This window comes from Mucilaginibacter sp. 22184 (assembly GCF_052045695.1).
In the GTDB taxonomy this organism is placed as follows: domain Bacteria; phylum Bacteroidota; class Bacteroidia; order Sphingobacteriales; family Sphingobacteriaceae; genus Mucilaginibacter.
The window spans coordinates 64,928-79,299 of sequence record NZ_JBQEPI010000015.1 but is presented as its reverse complement, the minus strand read 5'-3'; the positions used below and the strand labels follow the sequence as shown (position 1 = coordinate 79,299).

Below are 14,372 nucleotides of genomic sequence, written 5' to 3'. Positions count from 1 at the left end.
ATGATCAATCTTTTTGTTTGCTATCTTGAACCTTGATTCTAATATCTTGACTCTTACCATCTATGAAACTGAATTTTATTGTCATTTCATGTCTCGCCGCCACCCTTACTCTGAGTAGCTGTCAAAGCAATCAGAAAAAAGTCGCAGTTACGGTTGATACTACTAATAACTGGGCCATTTTACCTTTTACCAAACTGGATAGTGTTAACCCTGTTTTGGGCCCCGGCCGGGGCAATTTTATCGATCCGATACTAAAAACCAAGGTTTTATGGGAATCAAAAGATGTGTTTAACCCGGCTATCGTGAACCGTGGCGGCAAGATCTGGATGCTTTACCGGGCGCAGGACAGTACAGGCAAACCAGCGGGTACATCGCGCATTGGTTTAGCCGTGAGTACCGACGCCACACATTTTGTGCGCAAGCCAACGCCTGTATTATATCCCGATAAGGACGACTACCAAAAACTGGAATGGCAGGGCGGCTGCGAAGATCCCCGTGTGGTGGAAGACGGCCGCGGTACTTATTACATGACCTATACCGCCTTCGATGGTACTACCGCGCGGCTACTGATAGCTACCTCCACCGATCTCATTCACTGGAAAAAGCATGGCAGCGTGTTTGCCAAAGCCGATACAGGTAAATATGCCGTTAAATGGAGCAAGTCAGGTTCTATCGTATCTACCTATAAGAAAAACGGTAAGGTAATAGCCACCAAAATTAATGGCAAGTATTGGATGTATTGGGGTGATACCCAGATCTGGACGGCTACTTCAACAGATCTGATCAACTGGACGCCTGTAAAAATGCAAGCCGGCGAAAAGCCTCCGGTAAAATTACGGTCGCAGGCACTTAACATGCCCGAACTCAAAATAGCCCTGCCCACCCGCGAAGGTAAATTCGACAGTGATTTGGTGGAACCTGGTCCGCCGGCTATACTGACGGATAGAGGTATTGTGCTCATCTATAACAGCCGTAATGTGCCATCCTTCGGCGACTTATTACTGGCCGAGGGTACCTATACCGCCTCGCAGGCTTTGTTTGATAAGAATGATCCTACCAAACTGCTCAAACGCCTGGATCATTATTTTATGAAACCCGAAAAATCCTACGAGCGTTCGGGACAGGTGAACCAGGTTTGCTTTGTAGAGGGTTTGGCTATATTTGACAATCATTGGTACCTGTACTATGGTACCGCCGATTCAAAAATAGCAGTGGCCACGAGCCCTGTAAAATAATATGAAAACATTAGCCGATCTGTTACTCCTGGGCGATCCCAGGTTATATGAAAAATGCGAACCCGTTTTGCAAACCGAACTTCCTTTAGTACCCGGCTGGGTAGTCGATATGGATAATGTGATGCGGGAGATCCGTACTAAATACAATTTTGGCCGGGCGATAGCCGCCCCGCAGCTGGGCATCATGAAAAGGCTGATCTATATGAATATCGACCAGCCTACCGTTTTCATCAATCCTGAATTTACCTGGCTAAGCGACGAAAAGTTTGAGCTCTGGGATGATTGCATGAGCTTTCCTAATCTGCTGGTAAAAGTGTCGCGCCACAAAAAACTCACCATCAACTATCTCGACGAAAACTGGCTACCGCAGGAATGGCACATGGAAGATGCCCTGGCCGAGCTGCTGCAGCACGAGTATGATCACCTGGAAGGTATCCTTTGTATCAGCCGTGCCGTTGATCCCCAGGCATTCAAATGGCGGCTCTGAGGATGGGATTAATGCGCTTGTCGAAGTCCTAAAAGGCCCTTTCGCAGTCGCTCGGCTCCTGCCGAGTGACGACTATCCGCAGGCCTCTGGCCTGCGATTCAAACATGACCACTCTTGTTTTTTTACAGCGGCCGGAGGCCGGGTAATAATGGTCAGTCGGCTGGAGCCGAGCGACTGCAGCGAGGCAACATAAAACCCTAATTCGCCTTCTTCAACACATCCTGTATATCCCTGATGGCCCAGTGATCGGTGTATACACCGTCTTTTAAATAAATAATATCCATAGTAGGTATCACCACTTGTTTGCCGCTGCCTTTTATCCCCATAAATTCACCAAGATGGGTGCCGTGTAGTATTTTGTGGGTAAATACTTTATTGCCCTCGGCTACCATGTTTTTGATCTCTATCCGAAGATCAGGGAAAGCTTTTTTAACCACCTGGTCCACAAAATCAAAAGTGGCCTGGAAGCCATTGTCGGCGCCTGCCGGGGCGGTGTGGTTTATAAAATGGGGGCTTACAATTTCCTGGTAAACGTTAAAATTGCCTTGCTCTAAAACCTCGTGGTTAAAACGGGTTACTACTGCTTTGTTTAATTCCTGTTCTGTCATGTTTTATCTTTTACGTAGGGGCAAAATTACCGGGTATGGCTTAACGCCGATGGTACAAAACAGTGCATTAACGGTAAATTTCAAGGATGGCTCTGCGATACTCTGTCGGGGTTAAATTTTCCAGGCGTTTAAAAAAACGATTAAAGTAGGCATCGTCCTCGAAGCCCAGTTCAAAAGCAATTTCCTTAACGGAGTGCTCCGTATGAAAAAGCAGTCGTTTGGCTTCAATCATCAATCGTTCATGAATATGCCGAATGGGCGTTTTACCACTTTGGGCTTTCACAATGGCCGTTAGATGTCCTGTCGAAATATTTAGTAATTGAGCATAGGTGGCTACTTCGTGCAATTGCAGGTAATGTTCTGCTATTAAGGCGGTAAACTGGCGGAGTAACTGTCGGTCGGTATTTTGTTCTGTGGCCATAAACTGCTGCTCATAAAGCCTGCTAAGATAAATGAGCAGATTATGCAGATAAGCCTGCAAGGCGGCGTTTTTCCAGCTTTGGTGTTGATGCTGCTCCTCCAGCATCAGGGCAATGATGTGGCGGATAAAATCACGGTCGGCAGCCTGTAGTTTCAGCTCATGCCCATTTTGCGGGTTGGTAATGATAGGAAGGTCCCGGAACAGCCGGTTACTTTCCAGTTCGATAAATTCGCGGGTAAAACAAATATTTATGCCCATAAAGGGTTTAGCCTGCTCTTTGATATGAACCTGCTGCGGCGTAGAAAAGTAAAAACAATTAGGATCAAGCTGGTATAGGGTAGAGTCGACCCAGTGCTTCCCGTCGCCTTCATCAACCAGTCCCAACTGGTAATAATCCCGCCGGTGTGGTACCAGGAACATTGCCTTATGTTTGTTGAACTCTCCCTTGGCTTCAACCAGCTCAAACATGCCGTTACCTGCCGGAAACATTTCCTGGAAGGAGTATTGCGGTATGATATGATCTTTTGCAGATAGAGCCATAGTGCAAATTAAAGAATAACGAACATTATCACCAAAGGCCTGTCACCCTGAGCTCGTCGAAGGGCGTGTGCAGAGTCCTGCCCACCTGCTTCAACGGCGCTCAGCATGACGCCCATTTCTCTTATTCGTATCACCAATTATTTTTTCAAATAACGGTAAGGGTAAAAGCCTCTGCGCGTGTTGTATACATGATAAGGTTTAATTTTTAATTTGTGTGTTGCAGGATGCCCGACCCTAAAAAGCCGGGCTCCTGCTTTTTTATGCGCACAGTTAAATCCAGTCCGAAGTGTAATCTATTTAGCAGTTGTATTTTTACATCAAATAATAATACAATATGAATAGCCAGGAAGTTATCTGTTTAAATTTTAAAGAAATAAGGCGCCGCAGCATCAAAGTATGGCTCGGCATACCCGAAGATAAATACGATTGGAAACCCGATGCGGAGGCAATGACCTGCATCGAAATTATCCGTCATATTATCGAAAGCCAGTATATTTATCAGCAGATTGTGATTAACCGGGGAGATCTGGGAGAGTTGATCACCCCATGGCAGGATAAGCCATATACGAGCATTGCAGAGGAAATAGCATTTGCAGCACCTCATCATGCTGCTTTTTTAGAAGTGATACGCGGATTTTCAGAAAGAGAATTGGAAGAAATAGAGATTGTAAGGCCGAAGGCCAATCTACGACGTAAACTGGGCGATTATTTGCAAAGGATAGCCTATCACGAGGCTATACATACCGGGCAGTTGCTATCCTACCTGAGAACAATGAATGTTGACCGTCCCCAAATTTGGGACTAACCAAAAAAGTATGACTAACCTGAGTAGTTTTAAACAAGCGGCGGCGCTGTTTGGCGAACCAGCCCGTGCCGCCATGATCTGGGAACTGTTTGACGGCAAGCCCGTATCTGCCGGCGACCTGGCCATCGCGGCTAATATTACACCGCAGTCGGCCAGTAGTCATCTTAAAAAGCTGGTAGAGGCAGGGATACTCAAGGTGCAGAAACAGGGTAAGCACAAATATTTTGTATATGCCAATCCCGAGATAGCGGTGGCTGTAGAAACACTGAGTAATGTTTTTTCAAAACCAAAAGAGATCAATCTTAGCCATGCTCAGCGGGAGGTAAGGGCGGCACGTAGCTGTTACGATCACCTGGCGGGGTTGGCCGGGGTACAGGTAACCGAAGCACTGCTCAAAAAAGGATTGATAACTGATCACCCCGATCATCTCAAGGAGTTCAGCGTTACGCTCCAGGGCATCAGCTGGTTTAAAGAGTTGGATATAGATATTCCACAGTTAGCGGTTGCCAAAAGACCGCTTGCCCTGAAATGTATCGACTGGACCGAGAAAACCCCGCACCTGGCGGGCGGACTCGGCGCGGCCATGCTGCAATATTTTCTGAAGGAGGGCTGGTTCCGAAAAGTTTATCAAAAAAGAAGCTTGCTCATCACCTCCAAAGGCGAATTTGAACTGAAGCAGCGATTGAATATCGATTTAAAGGGGTAGCAGCTCCAGTTTCTTAATATGCTCTGCGGCATTGTTATTTTTCGGGTTTAGCTCCAGTGAATGTTTGTAATTTTTAAGGGCCAGCTCCCGTTCGTCCAAAGCCTCGTATGCCTCGGCCAGGCTGTCGTAAGTATTGGCGCTGCCGGGGTATAAACTTACATTGAGTTTAAACACTTCTGCCGCCTCCTTTTTTTTGTTCTCAGACATCAGTATATATCCCAGGCTATTTAAATCATCTTCGGGTAGTTGATAGGCGGAATCTTTCTTCTTTTCTTTTGCTGCTATATCTATAGCGTGACTGTAGCCCCGTTTGGCCAGTTTGGCGCGTAAATCTTTAATGGCCTTGGGCGATTTAAATCCATAGTCGAGCCATTGGGCCTGCCACCAGGTTTGCTTGCCAAAAAATGTATTCAATATATCGGCGGTAATATTTAAGCCGTAAGGATTGTGAGTAAAATATACCAGGATCTCCTGCCGATCTGGAAAAGCGATAAAGAAACCTTTAAAGTCGCCATTATCGCCCCAGTGCCAGATGGATTTGCCCAGTTCATTTTGCTGTAAACCTATGCCCAATCCCCAGTCAATATGTTGATTAGCTTCGATGATGGGATGGTCAAAGCGGTTTCCCGAGCTTGATTTTTCAAACATTAGCTGGCGGGTAGCCGGTTTTAAGCCCTGCCCGGCCAGTAAGGCCTGTAAAAAAAGTGCATAATCATGGGCGGTGGTGAGCAGGCTATAAGCCGCGTTAGCATTTTTATGCCGGGTGATAGCTTCGGGGCTATTGCCAAATGCCGACAGAGTATCAAATTTGCTTTCCCATACGTAACTGCTGTTGGTCATTTTAAAAGGGATGAATACCTCTTCCTGCACCAGGGTGTTTAGTGATTTACGCGTTAGTTTTTCGACTGCTTTTTGTAAAAACACATAGCCTTCGCCAGAATAGGAGAAACAGCTGTCGGGCGTAAATAATAACCGGGCGCCTTTGTCGTCGCCCCAGTTAGGTAAGCCCGTGGTATGCCTTAATACCATCCTCGCGGTTATTTTGGCGTAGCGGGCATCTTTGGGGTCAAACCGTTCGTAGCTGCCGGTATAATGTAATAACGGCGTGTCCAGACTAATGATGCCCCTGTCATACAGGCGCATTACCGTATAGGCGAAAATGCATTTACTTAATGAAGCCGCCTCATAAATGGTATTGGAGCTTACTTTTTTATCCGATCCCTTATTTACTGTGCCGATGTTGTACGCCTGGGTTTGGTTGCCCTTAACATAAACCAGTTGCAGCCCCTGGATGCCATACTCATCGGCAAAGGATCTTATCTTTTTCTCCTGTGAAAATGCATGGGTGAAAGCCAGGAGTAAAATAACAGCACAGCTTATCTTTTTCATGTAATGAGGATTAGTAGGCGAACTAATTAAAAGACGCTGTAATCTCCAATTCGTTACAGATGATCTGGTGCAGATCAAATAAATTTTATATTCCGGTAGGGGTAAATTGACCCGGGAGTGTTTTAGTGAAAATAAACATCAGTAAAACCATGAATGATATAAGCCATTGCCAGCCAGATAGTTTTGGCGCGGTAAAGTACGAAAGCAATAACCCCTTGAAAATAATAGAAGATCATATAGACAGGGCCTTAAAGGCGCTTCATTTTAAACTGGTTGATGATTTGCCCATGATCATCTGGTATGTAACCAGCAGTCTGTAATTTATGGATATGAACACGATGGACAGGCTATTAACCAAATATATGCTGGGCGAAGCCAGGCTGACCGAGATAGAAACGATTGACAAATGGATAGCCGCCAGTAAGCAGAATTTAGAATATTTTACACAGTTTAAACTGGTATGGGAGATCTGCGAGCTGGTAAAACCCGAAAGCCAAATCGATATAGAAGAAGCCTGGGAAAAGTTTAAAAAGATGGCCAAAAGAGGCAAAGGCCCGGCCGCTATCATTAATATGATATTACAGATTGTAAAGGCCCCTGCGTTAATTAACTAAGCAATAGTTGCTTATAACCGGCGGTCTTCGGGGTTAATAAGCACATCATTAATACTGGCGTATCTTTTTTGCATCAGGCCATGCTCGTTAAACTCCCAGTTTTCGTTACCGTAGGCGCGGTACCATTGCCCGGCGGCATCGTGGTACTCATACTCAAAGCGTACGGCTATCCGGTTATCGGTAAAAGCCCAAAGTTCCTTTTTTAGTTTATAGTCAAGTTCTTTTTGCCACTTGGCAGTCAGGAATTTTACGATCTCGGCCCGGCCATTGATAAACTGCGAGCGGTTGCGCCATTCGCTGTCAATGGTGTAAGCTAAAGATACCCGTTCAGGGTCCTGACTGTTCCAGGCATCCTCGGCCAGCTGAACTTTTTGGGTTGCCGTTTCGAAGGTAAACGGTGGTAATGGTAGTTTTTGTTCCATGGTGAAACAAATATAAGCAGGCGAATACCAATCCTAATGGTATCATTTACTGATTGTATGGTGTGGATCGTTGAAAAGTCTTGTGGGAGAGTAGACTCACCCCGACATCGCTTCGCTCGTCACCCCTCTCTCCGCTTCGCACATAGAGGGGCTTTCTTTTTTCTTTACCCTCTTTGCGGCGAAGCCGGAGAGAGGGTGGTCCAGCAAAGCGCAGACCGGGAGAGTCGGCTATGCGTCATACTATCGATATATCACTACATCACACCCTCGATGGCGCCACACCAAATGTTTTTTTAAAAGCATAGGAGAAGTGTGAAAGATCCTCAAAGCCCAGTTCCAGGTAAACATCAGATGGGGCCTTGCCTTGTTCCTTGATCTGGTAGTGTGCCTCCTGCAATCTTTTTTGCTGTAACCAGCGGCTTGGGGTGATGTGGAAGATCTTTTCAAAATCGCGCTTAAAAGTGGCCAGGCTACGGCCGGTTAAATACGCAAACCTTTTGAGCTGTACGTTAAAGTGGAAATTTTTATTCATAAAGCCTTCCAGGTCAATTTTACCAGGCTCGCTAAAATCAAACAGCACATCTTTAAGTTCGGGGTTGCCCTGTAGCAATATTAGGATGGCCTCACGCAATTTGATAGCCAGCAGGTTTTTATCCATGGGTAGCTGAATATGTTCATAAGGCTGCAACGAATCCATAAAGCTTTTGTAAAGCGCGTTAGGTTTTAGGACGACGATGCTATCGCCCTCATATTGCTTTTGCGCCGTATAGCCATATTCCATACTAAAATTGCGGAGCGTTTGCTGGTCCAGGAGCACCGATACCGATTTAAACTCGCCGCCTGGAGGGGGCTGTTTCAGGAATTTAACCAGCTGGTTGCGCCGACTCAGCCTGAAATCGCCGGGACCGGAGTGATATACTTTATTCGCGTCGGTAAGGGTAAGGTCGCCCGAGATCTGGAAGCTGAAAGCATGCTCCGGGATAAACTGTTCGCCGCCACGGCTCCGGGTATAATAACAGGAGTAATGGATCTCTGATTGCGGACTTAGTTCGTTCTCTTTTAGCATATAAATCAAATTTAAAAAATTAAAACAGGATCACCCGCAAATTGCAGATGACCCTGTTGGGGATATCCTATATCAAATGATTATTTGCCCTTCTTGTTGATGAGATTTTTACCCATTTCTGTTTCCAAGAAATCTTCGGCTTCATGGTGGTCTGTAGAAAGGCTCACCGGTAGCCATTTTTCCATTTCGGCAGCACGCTGGCTATCGGCATTTTTTAATAAAGCGATAGCTTCACTGCCCAGTACCAGGTGTGTTGGTGGCTCTGGATTGTCAACGAGTTCCACCATTACTTTGGCCGCTTTATCCGGATCGCCTACGGGTACAAATTTACCGCTTTTGAAAAAATTGGTACGGGCTTCTACGGTTGATTCATAACCCTCAACCAATGGGGCGTAGGTCATGGAATCGCCTGCCCAGTCGGTACGGAAACCACCTGGTTCCACACAGGTTACATGGATGCCCAGATCGGCTACCTCTTTGGCCAGCGCTTCGCTGAAACCACCCAGACCAAACTTGGCTGCCTGGTACATGGTTAGTCCGGCATTACCCACGCGCCCGCCAACCGAGCTGATCTGCAAAATACGGCCCGAGCGTTGCTTACGCATATAAGGCAATACCACACGGGTGATTTCGATAGGAGCATACAGGTTGGTTTCCAGCTGGCTGCGAACCTGCTCATCCGTAAAAGCTTCGGCAGCGCCAATGATGCCAAAACCGGCATTGTTCACCAGTACGTCGATACGGCCAAAATGGGCGATGGTGCTTTCAACAGCCTTAACGATCTGTGCTTTGTTGGTTACGTCCAATTGCACCGGAAATAACTGACCGGGATATTGAGCGGCCAGGTCTTTTAATTGTTCGGGTTTGCGGGCCGTAGCAGCAACTTTATCGCCTTTGGCCAGTACTGCTTCTGTTAGGCTGCGTCCCAATCCGCGGGAGCTACCTGTTATAAACCATATTTTTGTCATTGTATTTTTTATTTTGTTTGTATAACAAAGGTGGGTAGTATTTGAGGATGCCGCTTTGTTGAAACGCTCAAGTTGCTTTGTTGAAACGTTCAGAGCCTCACCCCAACCCTCTCCTTTGGAGAGGGGGCTAAAAAAGAAAATTTGGAAAGTCCTCTCCTTTGGAGAGGATTTAGGTGAGGCTTCCCCCGGGTTAATCCTTTTTTAATATTTTATTAAGTTCCCTTGGTTTATTTGTATCACCAATTAACCTATTATTGTTATTCCAAACCAATTACTAACACCATTCCGCAAATAGACCAATATGTATAAAAAGTACTTCGGACAATTAAGCCTTGGCCTGACATCGATTGCGTTGACCTCAACCGCGTTTGCCAAACCCCTTCAACAGGATACCCTGCTTAACCAATACAACGTAACCTGGGATACGCCCGGACCAACATCGGCACAATCAATGCCCCTGGGTAATGGCGATATCGGCCTTAATGTGTGGGTAGAGAAGAACGGCGACCTGGTATTCTACATCAGCAAAACGGATGCCTGGGGTGGCGAACTCAAGGAGCAAAAAGATCCCTGGATGCAGCAAGGCGGCGTACTCATGAAGCTGGGCGCTATCCATGTGTCCGTGAGCCCCAACCCATTGACCAAAAGCACTGCCTTTAAACAGATACTGAAGCTTAAAAACAGCGAGATATTGGTGCAGGAAGGGGAAGGCAGATCGGCAGTGAAGCTGCGGGTTTGGGTGGATGCTAATCACCCGGTGATCAGGGTGGAGGCGCAGAGCGGCAGCCTGGTAAGTGTGAACGTAAAGTTGGATAACTGGCGGGCGGGCCAAACCGATACCATACTAAACAATCAGCAAAACCAGATAGCCTGGTATCATCATAATTCGGCAACAACTGATCCACACCTGGCTAACCTGACCTTTGGTGCCATAGTAAAAGGTAAAGGACTTGTAAGCAAAGATGCATCAACATTGCAATCCGGCAAAGTGACCTCGCAGTTGATCTCTATTTATCCTTTAACCGCTGTTGCCGGTAGTGGCGAACAATGGCTGTCGAAATTAAAACAACAGGTAGCCGGGATCGAAAAATTAGGGCTCGAACAAACCCGCGCTGCGCATCAGCAGTGGTGGCGGCAGTTCTGGAATCGCAGCCATATATTTTTAAATGGCGACGAGCAGGCCAGGCAGGTTACCCAGGGTTATGTATTGCAGCGTTTTGTTACCGCCTGCGCGGGTCGTGGTACAGGACCTATCAAGTTCAACGGGTCGATATTTGTGGTGGATAATCCTAATTGGAAACGCGATGGCAAGGCCGATGTGCAAAATGCCGATTTCAGAGCCTGGGGAGGGCAATACTGGTTCCAGAATACCCGTGCCATGTACTGGCCTCGCCTCATGGCCGGCGACTTTGACATGATGCTGCCCCTGTTTAATATGTACGCCAAAATATTACCGGCTAACACGGCGCAGGTAAAACAGTTTTACAATCATGGCGGCGCCTACTTTGCCGAAACCTCGCCGTTTTGGGGTGGCTTGCAATATATGGGCCCGGATGTAAAAGCCAATTATACCGGTCATTATTTTACGCCGATACTGGAGTTGAGCATGATGATGCTCGACTATTATGAATATACAGGCGACGCTAAATTTGCTAAACAAACCCTGCTGCCGATAGCCACCGCGGGGCTGCAATTTTTTGATCAGCATTTTGGTCGCGACAGCACAGGTAAACTCCTGCTTGATCCGGACAATGCCATCGAGATGTTCTGGAAGGTGCACAACCCTGCACCGGATATCGCGGCGCTGCATGCCGTGATTAGCCGGATGCTGCAATTGCCTGCTGCGCTTGTTGATGATAAAACCCGGGCGCAATGGCAAAAGTTATACAGTATACTGCCGCCGCTGCCGGTAAGCGAGGATAGAAAATTATTGCTGCCTTATACCGGTCCGCAAACGGCCAAATCATTCAACAGCGAAAACCCGGAGCTGTACTCCATCTATCCGTTCAGGCTGTATGGCATCGGCAAGCCCGACCTGGAACTGGCACGTAATACTTTTGATGCCCGTAAACAACGCGCCAAAGGCTGCTGGGTGCAGGACCCTATACAGGCCGCCATGCTGGGTGAGGCCGATGTGGCCAAAGACTATGTTAGCTCCGCGCTTACCCGCAAAGCGCCCGATCTGAAATTCCCGGCTTTCTGGGCATCGGGCAATGATTATCATCCAGACGAAGATAACGGAGGCAACGGCGAAAACGGTCTGCAACAAATGCTGCTGCAAGCCGATGGCAAAAAAATTATCCTGCTACCCGCCTGGCCCGCCGGGTGGAATGCCGATTTTAAGCTGAACGCCCCTTACAATACTACCGTTGAAGGCAAAGTACTGAATGGCAAATTACAAAACCTTAAAGTTATCCCGGCCAGCCGTATGGCCGATGTGATAGATATGAGCAAGAAATAAGATCATTATGAAAAACATTCTCATCGTATGCATGGCCTTATGCCTGGTATTACCGGCAAGGGCTATCACCCGAATTACTTGTATAGGCGCGAGCATTACCCATGGTGCAACCCTGCCCAATCCGGCAACACAGGCGTTCCCGGCACAGCTGGGAGCTTTGTTAGGTAAGGATTACCAGGTGAGCAATTTTGGTGTGAGCGGCGCTACATTACTAAGCAAAGGTAATTTCCCTTATGTGAGCACACCGGCCTATCAGCAGGCATTGAAAAGCAACCCGGATATTGTATTTATAGATCTGGGTGGTAATGATGCGAAGGCTATCAATCGCCCGCGCTATAATGAATTTGAGGGCGACTACCACACGCTCATCAAATCTTTCCGGGAGCTGCCATCGCACCCGCGCATCATTTTACTGTTGGCTATGCCTTCTTTTGAAAAGGACAGCACAGGCATTTATGATCCGGTTATTGTAAATCAGGTAAACCCGCACATCAGGCAGGTAGCGTATGACGAAAAACTGGAAGTACTGGATATGCATTCGCCGTTGATCAACCATGCGGAGCTGATGCCCGACGGGATTCACCCCAACATACAGGGCTCGGCCATCGCTGCCCAAAAACTGTATGACGCCGTATTGCTGAAGCCAGATAACGGGTTTGATATTTTTAAAGCCATCAAAGAACCCTATAAAACCGACTCGTTTTACGGCTATCCTTGCGCTACATTTACCCTTGATGGTCGGGAATGTAAAGTGGTAAAACCCAAGCGGGCGGCCAAGGGCCATCCCTGGATCTGGCGGGCACGCTTCTGGGGCCACGAGCCGCAAACAGATATCGCCCTGCTGGAACATGGTTTTCATGTGGTATACAGCGACGTAGCCGAACTGCTGGGCAACGACGAAGCCATTACCCGCTGGAATAATTTTTACAAGATCCTGCACGATGGCGGTCTGGGCCAGAAAGCGGTACTGGAAGGCATGAGCCGCGGAGGCATTTATATCTATAACTGGGCAGCCGTTAATCCAACAAAGGTAGCTGCGGTATATGCCGATAACGCCCTGCTCGATCTGCAGTTTTGGTCAGACTCCACTCTACTTAAAAAAGATTTTAACCTCAAACAGGTAAAGGACCTGGCGGCGCTGAAGGCAAGCCCGATAGATAAAATTTCGCATATAGTAGCCGGGAAATACCCCATGCTGCATCTCTCGGCCGATGAAGACGAGGCCCTTGATCCCTCAAAAAATACGCTGCTGTTTGAGCAAAAGGTAAAAGCCTTGGGCGGCTCCATCACCGTGATCCACAAACCTGGTTTTAAACACCACCCGCACAGCCTGCCCAATCCGCAGCCCATTGTTGATTTTATTTTGAGGGCAACGGGATATACTAATTATTGATTTTTCCTGTTTGAACTCATTGCTGCAATAAGGATTGAGAAAATCAGAAGGAGCGGGAGACAGCGCGATTCCCTCCCTCGGGAGAGTAGGGAGGGATTTACACTGCCTTCATCATGAATAAACCCCACTTTCCACAGTCGCTCGGCCGGAGCCTACAGGTGTTGGGAATACGGAAAAAGAGCGGAGGGCAGTGCGATTCCCCTTTTGAGAGGGGTGTAGGGGTGTGTTCTTCTGCTTCATGAATACACCCCTTCCATCACACAAGCCTACGCCCCCCTCTCAAGGAAACTTGATCGGTATTAGAAGGATGTCATTTCGAACGAGGTACGAGGAGAAACTATCTCTTGAGCGCAGCGAAAAATCTTATACATCAGATAGGCAAATCTTATAAGATTTCTCTTCGCTCTACTACACGCTCCTACCCCTGCTCATCGAAATGACACCTTTTTTTAGGGACTGCACCACAAGGGTAAATTAAATACCTATTTTATTACGCCCTTACCTTATACTGACCGGGTTGGTAAGCGCCAACCGGTGCCGGGAACGCGATGTTCAGCCGGTTATAGCTATTAATGGTGATCACGGCTATAGTCAGGTCGATGAGTTCCTGTTCGGTAAATTGGCTGCTGGCATGACGGTAGATCTCGTCGGACACTGGGCCATCGGTAACTTTGGTCAAGGCTTCGGCCCAGGCCAGCGCAGCACGTTCGCGTTCGGTGTAAAAAGGAGCCTCGCGCCAGGCGCTCAGCAGGTACAGGCGTTGTTCGGTTTCGCCTTCGGCACGCAAGTCTTTGGAGTGCATATCCAAACAAAAGGCGCATCCGTTGATTTGTGATACGCGGAATTCAATTAAATGTAAAAGTGATTCTTCAACCGGCGATTTAGACAGGTAGATAGCCAAACCATATATAGCTTTCATCGCTTCCGGGCCTTTTTGATGTACATTAAGTCGTTGTTCCATTTTTTTGATCTTTAATGAGTATGAATAATTAATTTATACTCCAATGATGAATGAGATCAGAGAAACTGGACATGATTGATAAAAAAATTTCACTTTTATTTTTTAGGGTTGTATATGGAATAATAACTTATGAAAAGACAGACGTACCAAAAGGTTTGTCAGTCTGAGCTTGTCGAAGACTCGCGCGTAAAGGCCTGCCCACCATGGTTCGACGGAGCTCACCATGACACCCCATTTTATCCTTGGGCCTTTTCATTAAATCGCCCCCGCAGTCGCTCGGCTCCTGCCGAGTGACG

At 47.2% G+C, this 14,372-nt stretch carries 15 protein-coding genes; 8 read left to right on the top strand and 7 right to left on the bottom strand.

Annotation, left to right across the window (positions count from 1 at the left end; translation table 11 throughout):
- The first annotated feature begins 62 nt into the window (after positions 1 to 62).
- Positions 63 to 1,235 (top strand): glycoside hydrolase family 130 protein, encoded by a 1,173-nt coding sequence (locus tag ACTJKG_RS26300; RefSeq protein WP_440740853.1) that lies wholly within the window; start codon positions 63 to 65, stop codon positions 1,233 to 1,235.
- 1 nt (position 1,236) lies between these two features.
- On the top strand, positions 1,237 to 1,722 hold the full coding sequence (locus tag ACTJKG_RS26295) for a peptide deformylase (protein WP_440740852.1): 486 nt from the start codon (positions 1,237 to 1,239) through the stop codon (positions 1,720 to 1,722).
- A 197-nt stretch (positions 1,723 to 1,919) separates the two neighbouring features.
- Here the strand turns inward: ACTJKG_RS26295 and ACTJKG_RS26290 are convergent, their stop codons facing one another.
- Both ACTJKG_RS26290 and ACTJKG_RS26285 read right to left on the bottom strand, forming a co-directional pair.
- Positions 1,920 to 2,330, bottom strand: a complete 411-nt coding sequence (locus ACTJKG_RS26290) for an ester cyclase (RefSeq protein ID WP_172338341.1) — start codon at positions 2,328 to 2,330, stop codon at positions 1,920 to 1,922.
- A gap of 67 nt (positions 2,331 to 2,397) precedes the next feature.
- Positions 2,398 to 3,291, bottom strand: a complete 894-nt coding sequence (locus ACTJKG_RS26285) for a helix-turn-helix domain-containing protein (protein ID WP_440740851.1) — start codon at positions 3,289 to 3,291, stop codon at positions 2,398 to 2,400.
- A 334-nt stretch (positions 3,292 to 3,625) separates the two neighbouring features.
- On the opposite strand from ACTJKG_RS26285, the gene ACTJKG_RS26280 reads away from it, so the two are divergent.
- Positions 3,626 to 4,096 (top strand): DinB family protein, encoded by a 471-nt coding sequence (locus tag ACTJKG_RS26280; RefSeq protein ID WP_440740850.1) that lies wholly within the window; start codon positions 3,626 to 3,628, stop codon positions 4,094 to 4,096.
- 10 nt (positions 4,097 to 4,106) lie between these two features.
- Positions 4,107 to 4,802 (top strand): ArsR/SmtB family transcription factor, encoded by a 696-nt coding sequence (locus ACTJKG_RS26275; protein WP_172338344.1) that lies wholly within the window; start codon positions 4,107 to 4,109, stop codon positions 4,800 to 4,802.
- Here the strand turns inward: ACTJKG_RS26275 and ACTJKG_RS26270 are convergent.
- Positions 4,791 to 6,191 (bottom strand): serine hydrolase, encoded by a 1,401-nt coding sequence (locus ACTJKG_RS26270; protein WP_440740849.1) that lies wholly within the window; start codon positions 6,189 to 6,191, stop codon positions 4,791 to 4,793. The two genes, ACTJKG_RS26275 and ACTJKG_RS26270, sit on opposite strands and share 12 nt — an antisense overlap.
- A gap of 149 nt (positions 6,192 to 6,340) precedes the next feature.
- On the opposite strand from ACTJKG_RS26270, the gene ACTJKG_RS26265 reads away from it, so the two are divergent.
- Together ACTJKG_RS26265 and ACTJKG_RS26260 are read left to right on the top strand one after the other, a co-directional pair.
- Positions 6,341 to 6,511, top strand: a complete 171-nt coding sequence (locus ACTJKG_RS26265; RefSeq protein ID WP_172338346.1) for a hypothetical protein — start codon at positions 6,341 to 6,343, stop codon at positions 6,509 to 6,511.
- Positions 6,512 to 6,529: 18 nt separating this feature from the next.
- Entirely contained in the window at positions 6,530 to 6,805 is a 276-nt protein-coding gene (locus tag ACTJKG_RS26260) for a hypothetical protein (RefSeq protein ID WP_440740848.1), read from the top strand.
- 11 nt (positions 6,806 to 6,816) lie between these two features.
- Here the strand turns inward: ACTJKG_RS26260 and ACTJKG_RS26255 are convergent, their stop codons facing one another.
- The 3 genes from ACTJKG_RS26255 to ACTJKG_RS26245 all read right to left on the bottom strand — a co-directional run bounded on the left by ACTJKG_RS26255 (position 6,817) and on the right by ACTJKG_RS26245 (position 9,261).
- Positions 6,817 to 7,227, bottom strand: a complete 411-nt coding sequence (locus tag ACTJKG_RS26255) for a nuclear transport factor 2 family protein (RefSeq protein ID WP_172338348.1) — start codon at positions 7,225 to 7,227, stop codon at positions 6,817 to 6,819.
- 259 nt (positions 7,228 to 7,486) lie between these two features.
- Entirely contained in the window at positions 7,487 to 8,293 is an 807-nt protein-coding gene (locus ACTJKG_RS26250; protein ID WP_172338274.1) for a helix-turn-helix domain-containing protein, read from the bottom strand.
- 80 nt (positions 8,294 to 8,373) lie between these two features.
- Entirely contained in the window at positions 8,374 to 9,261 is an 888-nt protein-coding gene (locus ACTJKG_RS26245; protein WP_172338275.1) for an oxidoreductase, read from the bottom strand.
- 301 nt (positions 9,262 to 9,562) lie between these two features.
- On the opposite strand from ACTJKG_RS26245, the gene ACTJKG_RS26240 reads away from it, so the two are divergent.
- Together ACTJKG_RS26240 and ACTJKG_RS26235 are read left to right on the top strand one after the other, a co-directional pair.
- Positions 9,563 to 11,722, top strand: a complete 2,160-nt coding sequence (locus ACTJKG_RS26240; protein WP_440740847.1) for a DUF5703 domain-containing protein — start codon at positions 9,563 to 9,565, stop codon at positions 11,720 to 11,722.
- Positions 11,723 to 11,729: 7 nt separating this feature from the next.
- Positions 11,730 to 13,115, top strand: coding sequence for a GDSL-type esterase/lipase family protein (locus ACTJKG_RS26235; protein WP_172338277.1), 1,386 nt, complete (start codon positions 11,730 to 11,732; stop codon positions 13,113 to 13,115).
- A gap of 490 nt (positions 13,116 to 13,605) precedes the next feature.
- On the opposite strand, the gene ACTJKG_RS26230 is transcribed toward ACTJKG_RS26235, so the two are convergent.
- Positions 13,606 to 14,076 (bottom strand): carboxymuconolactone decarboxylase family protein, encoded by a 471-nt coding sequence (locus ACTJKG_RS26230; RefSeq protein WP_172338278.1) that lies wholly within the window; start codon positions 14,074 to 14,076, stop codon positions 13,606 to 13,608.
- Positions 14,077 to 14,372 lie beyond the last annotated feature (296 nt).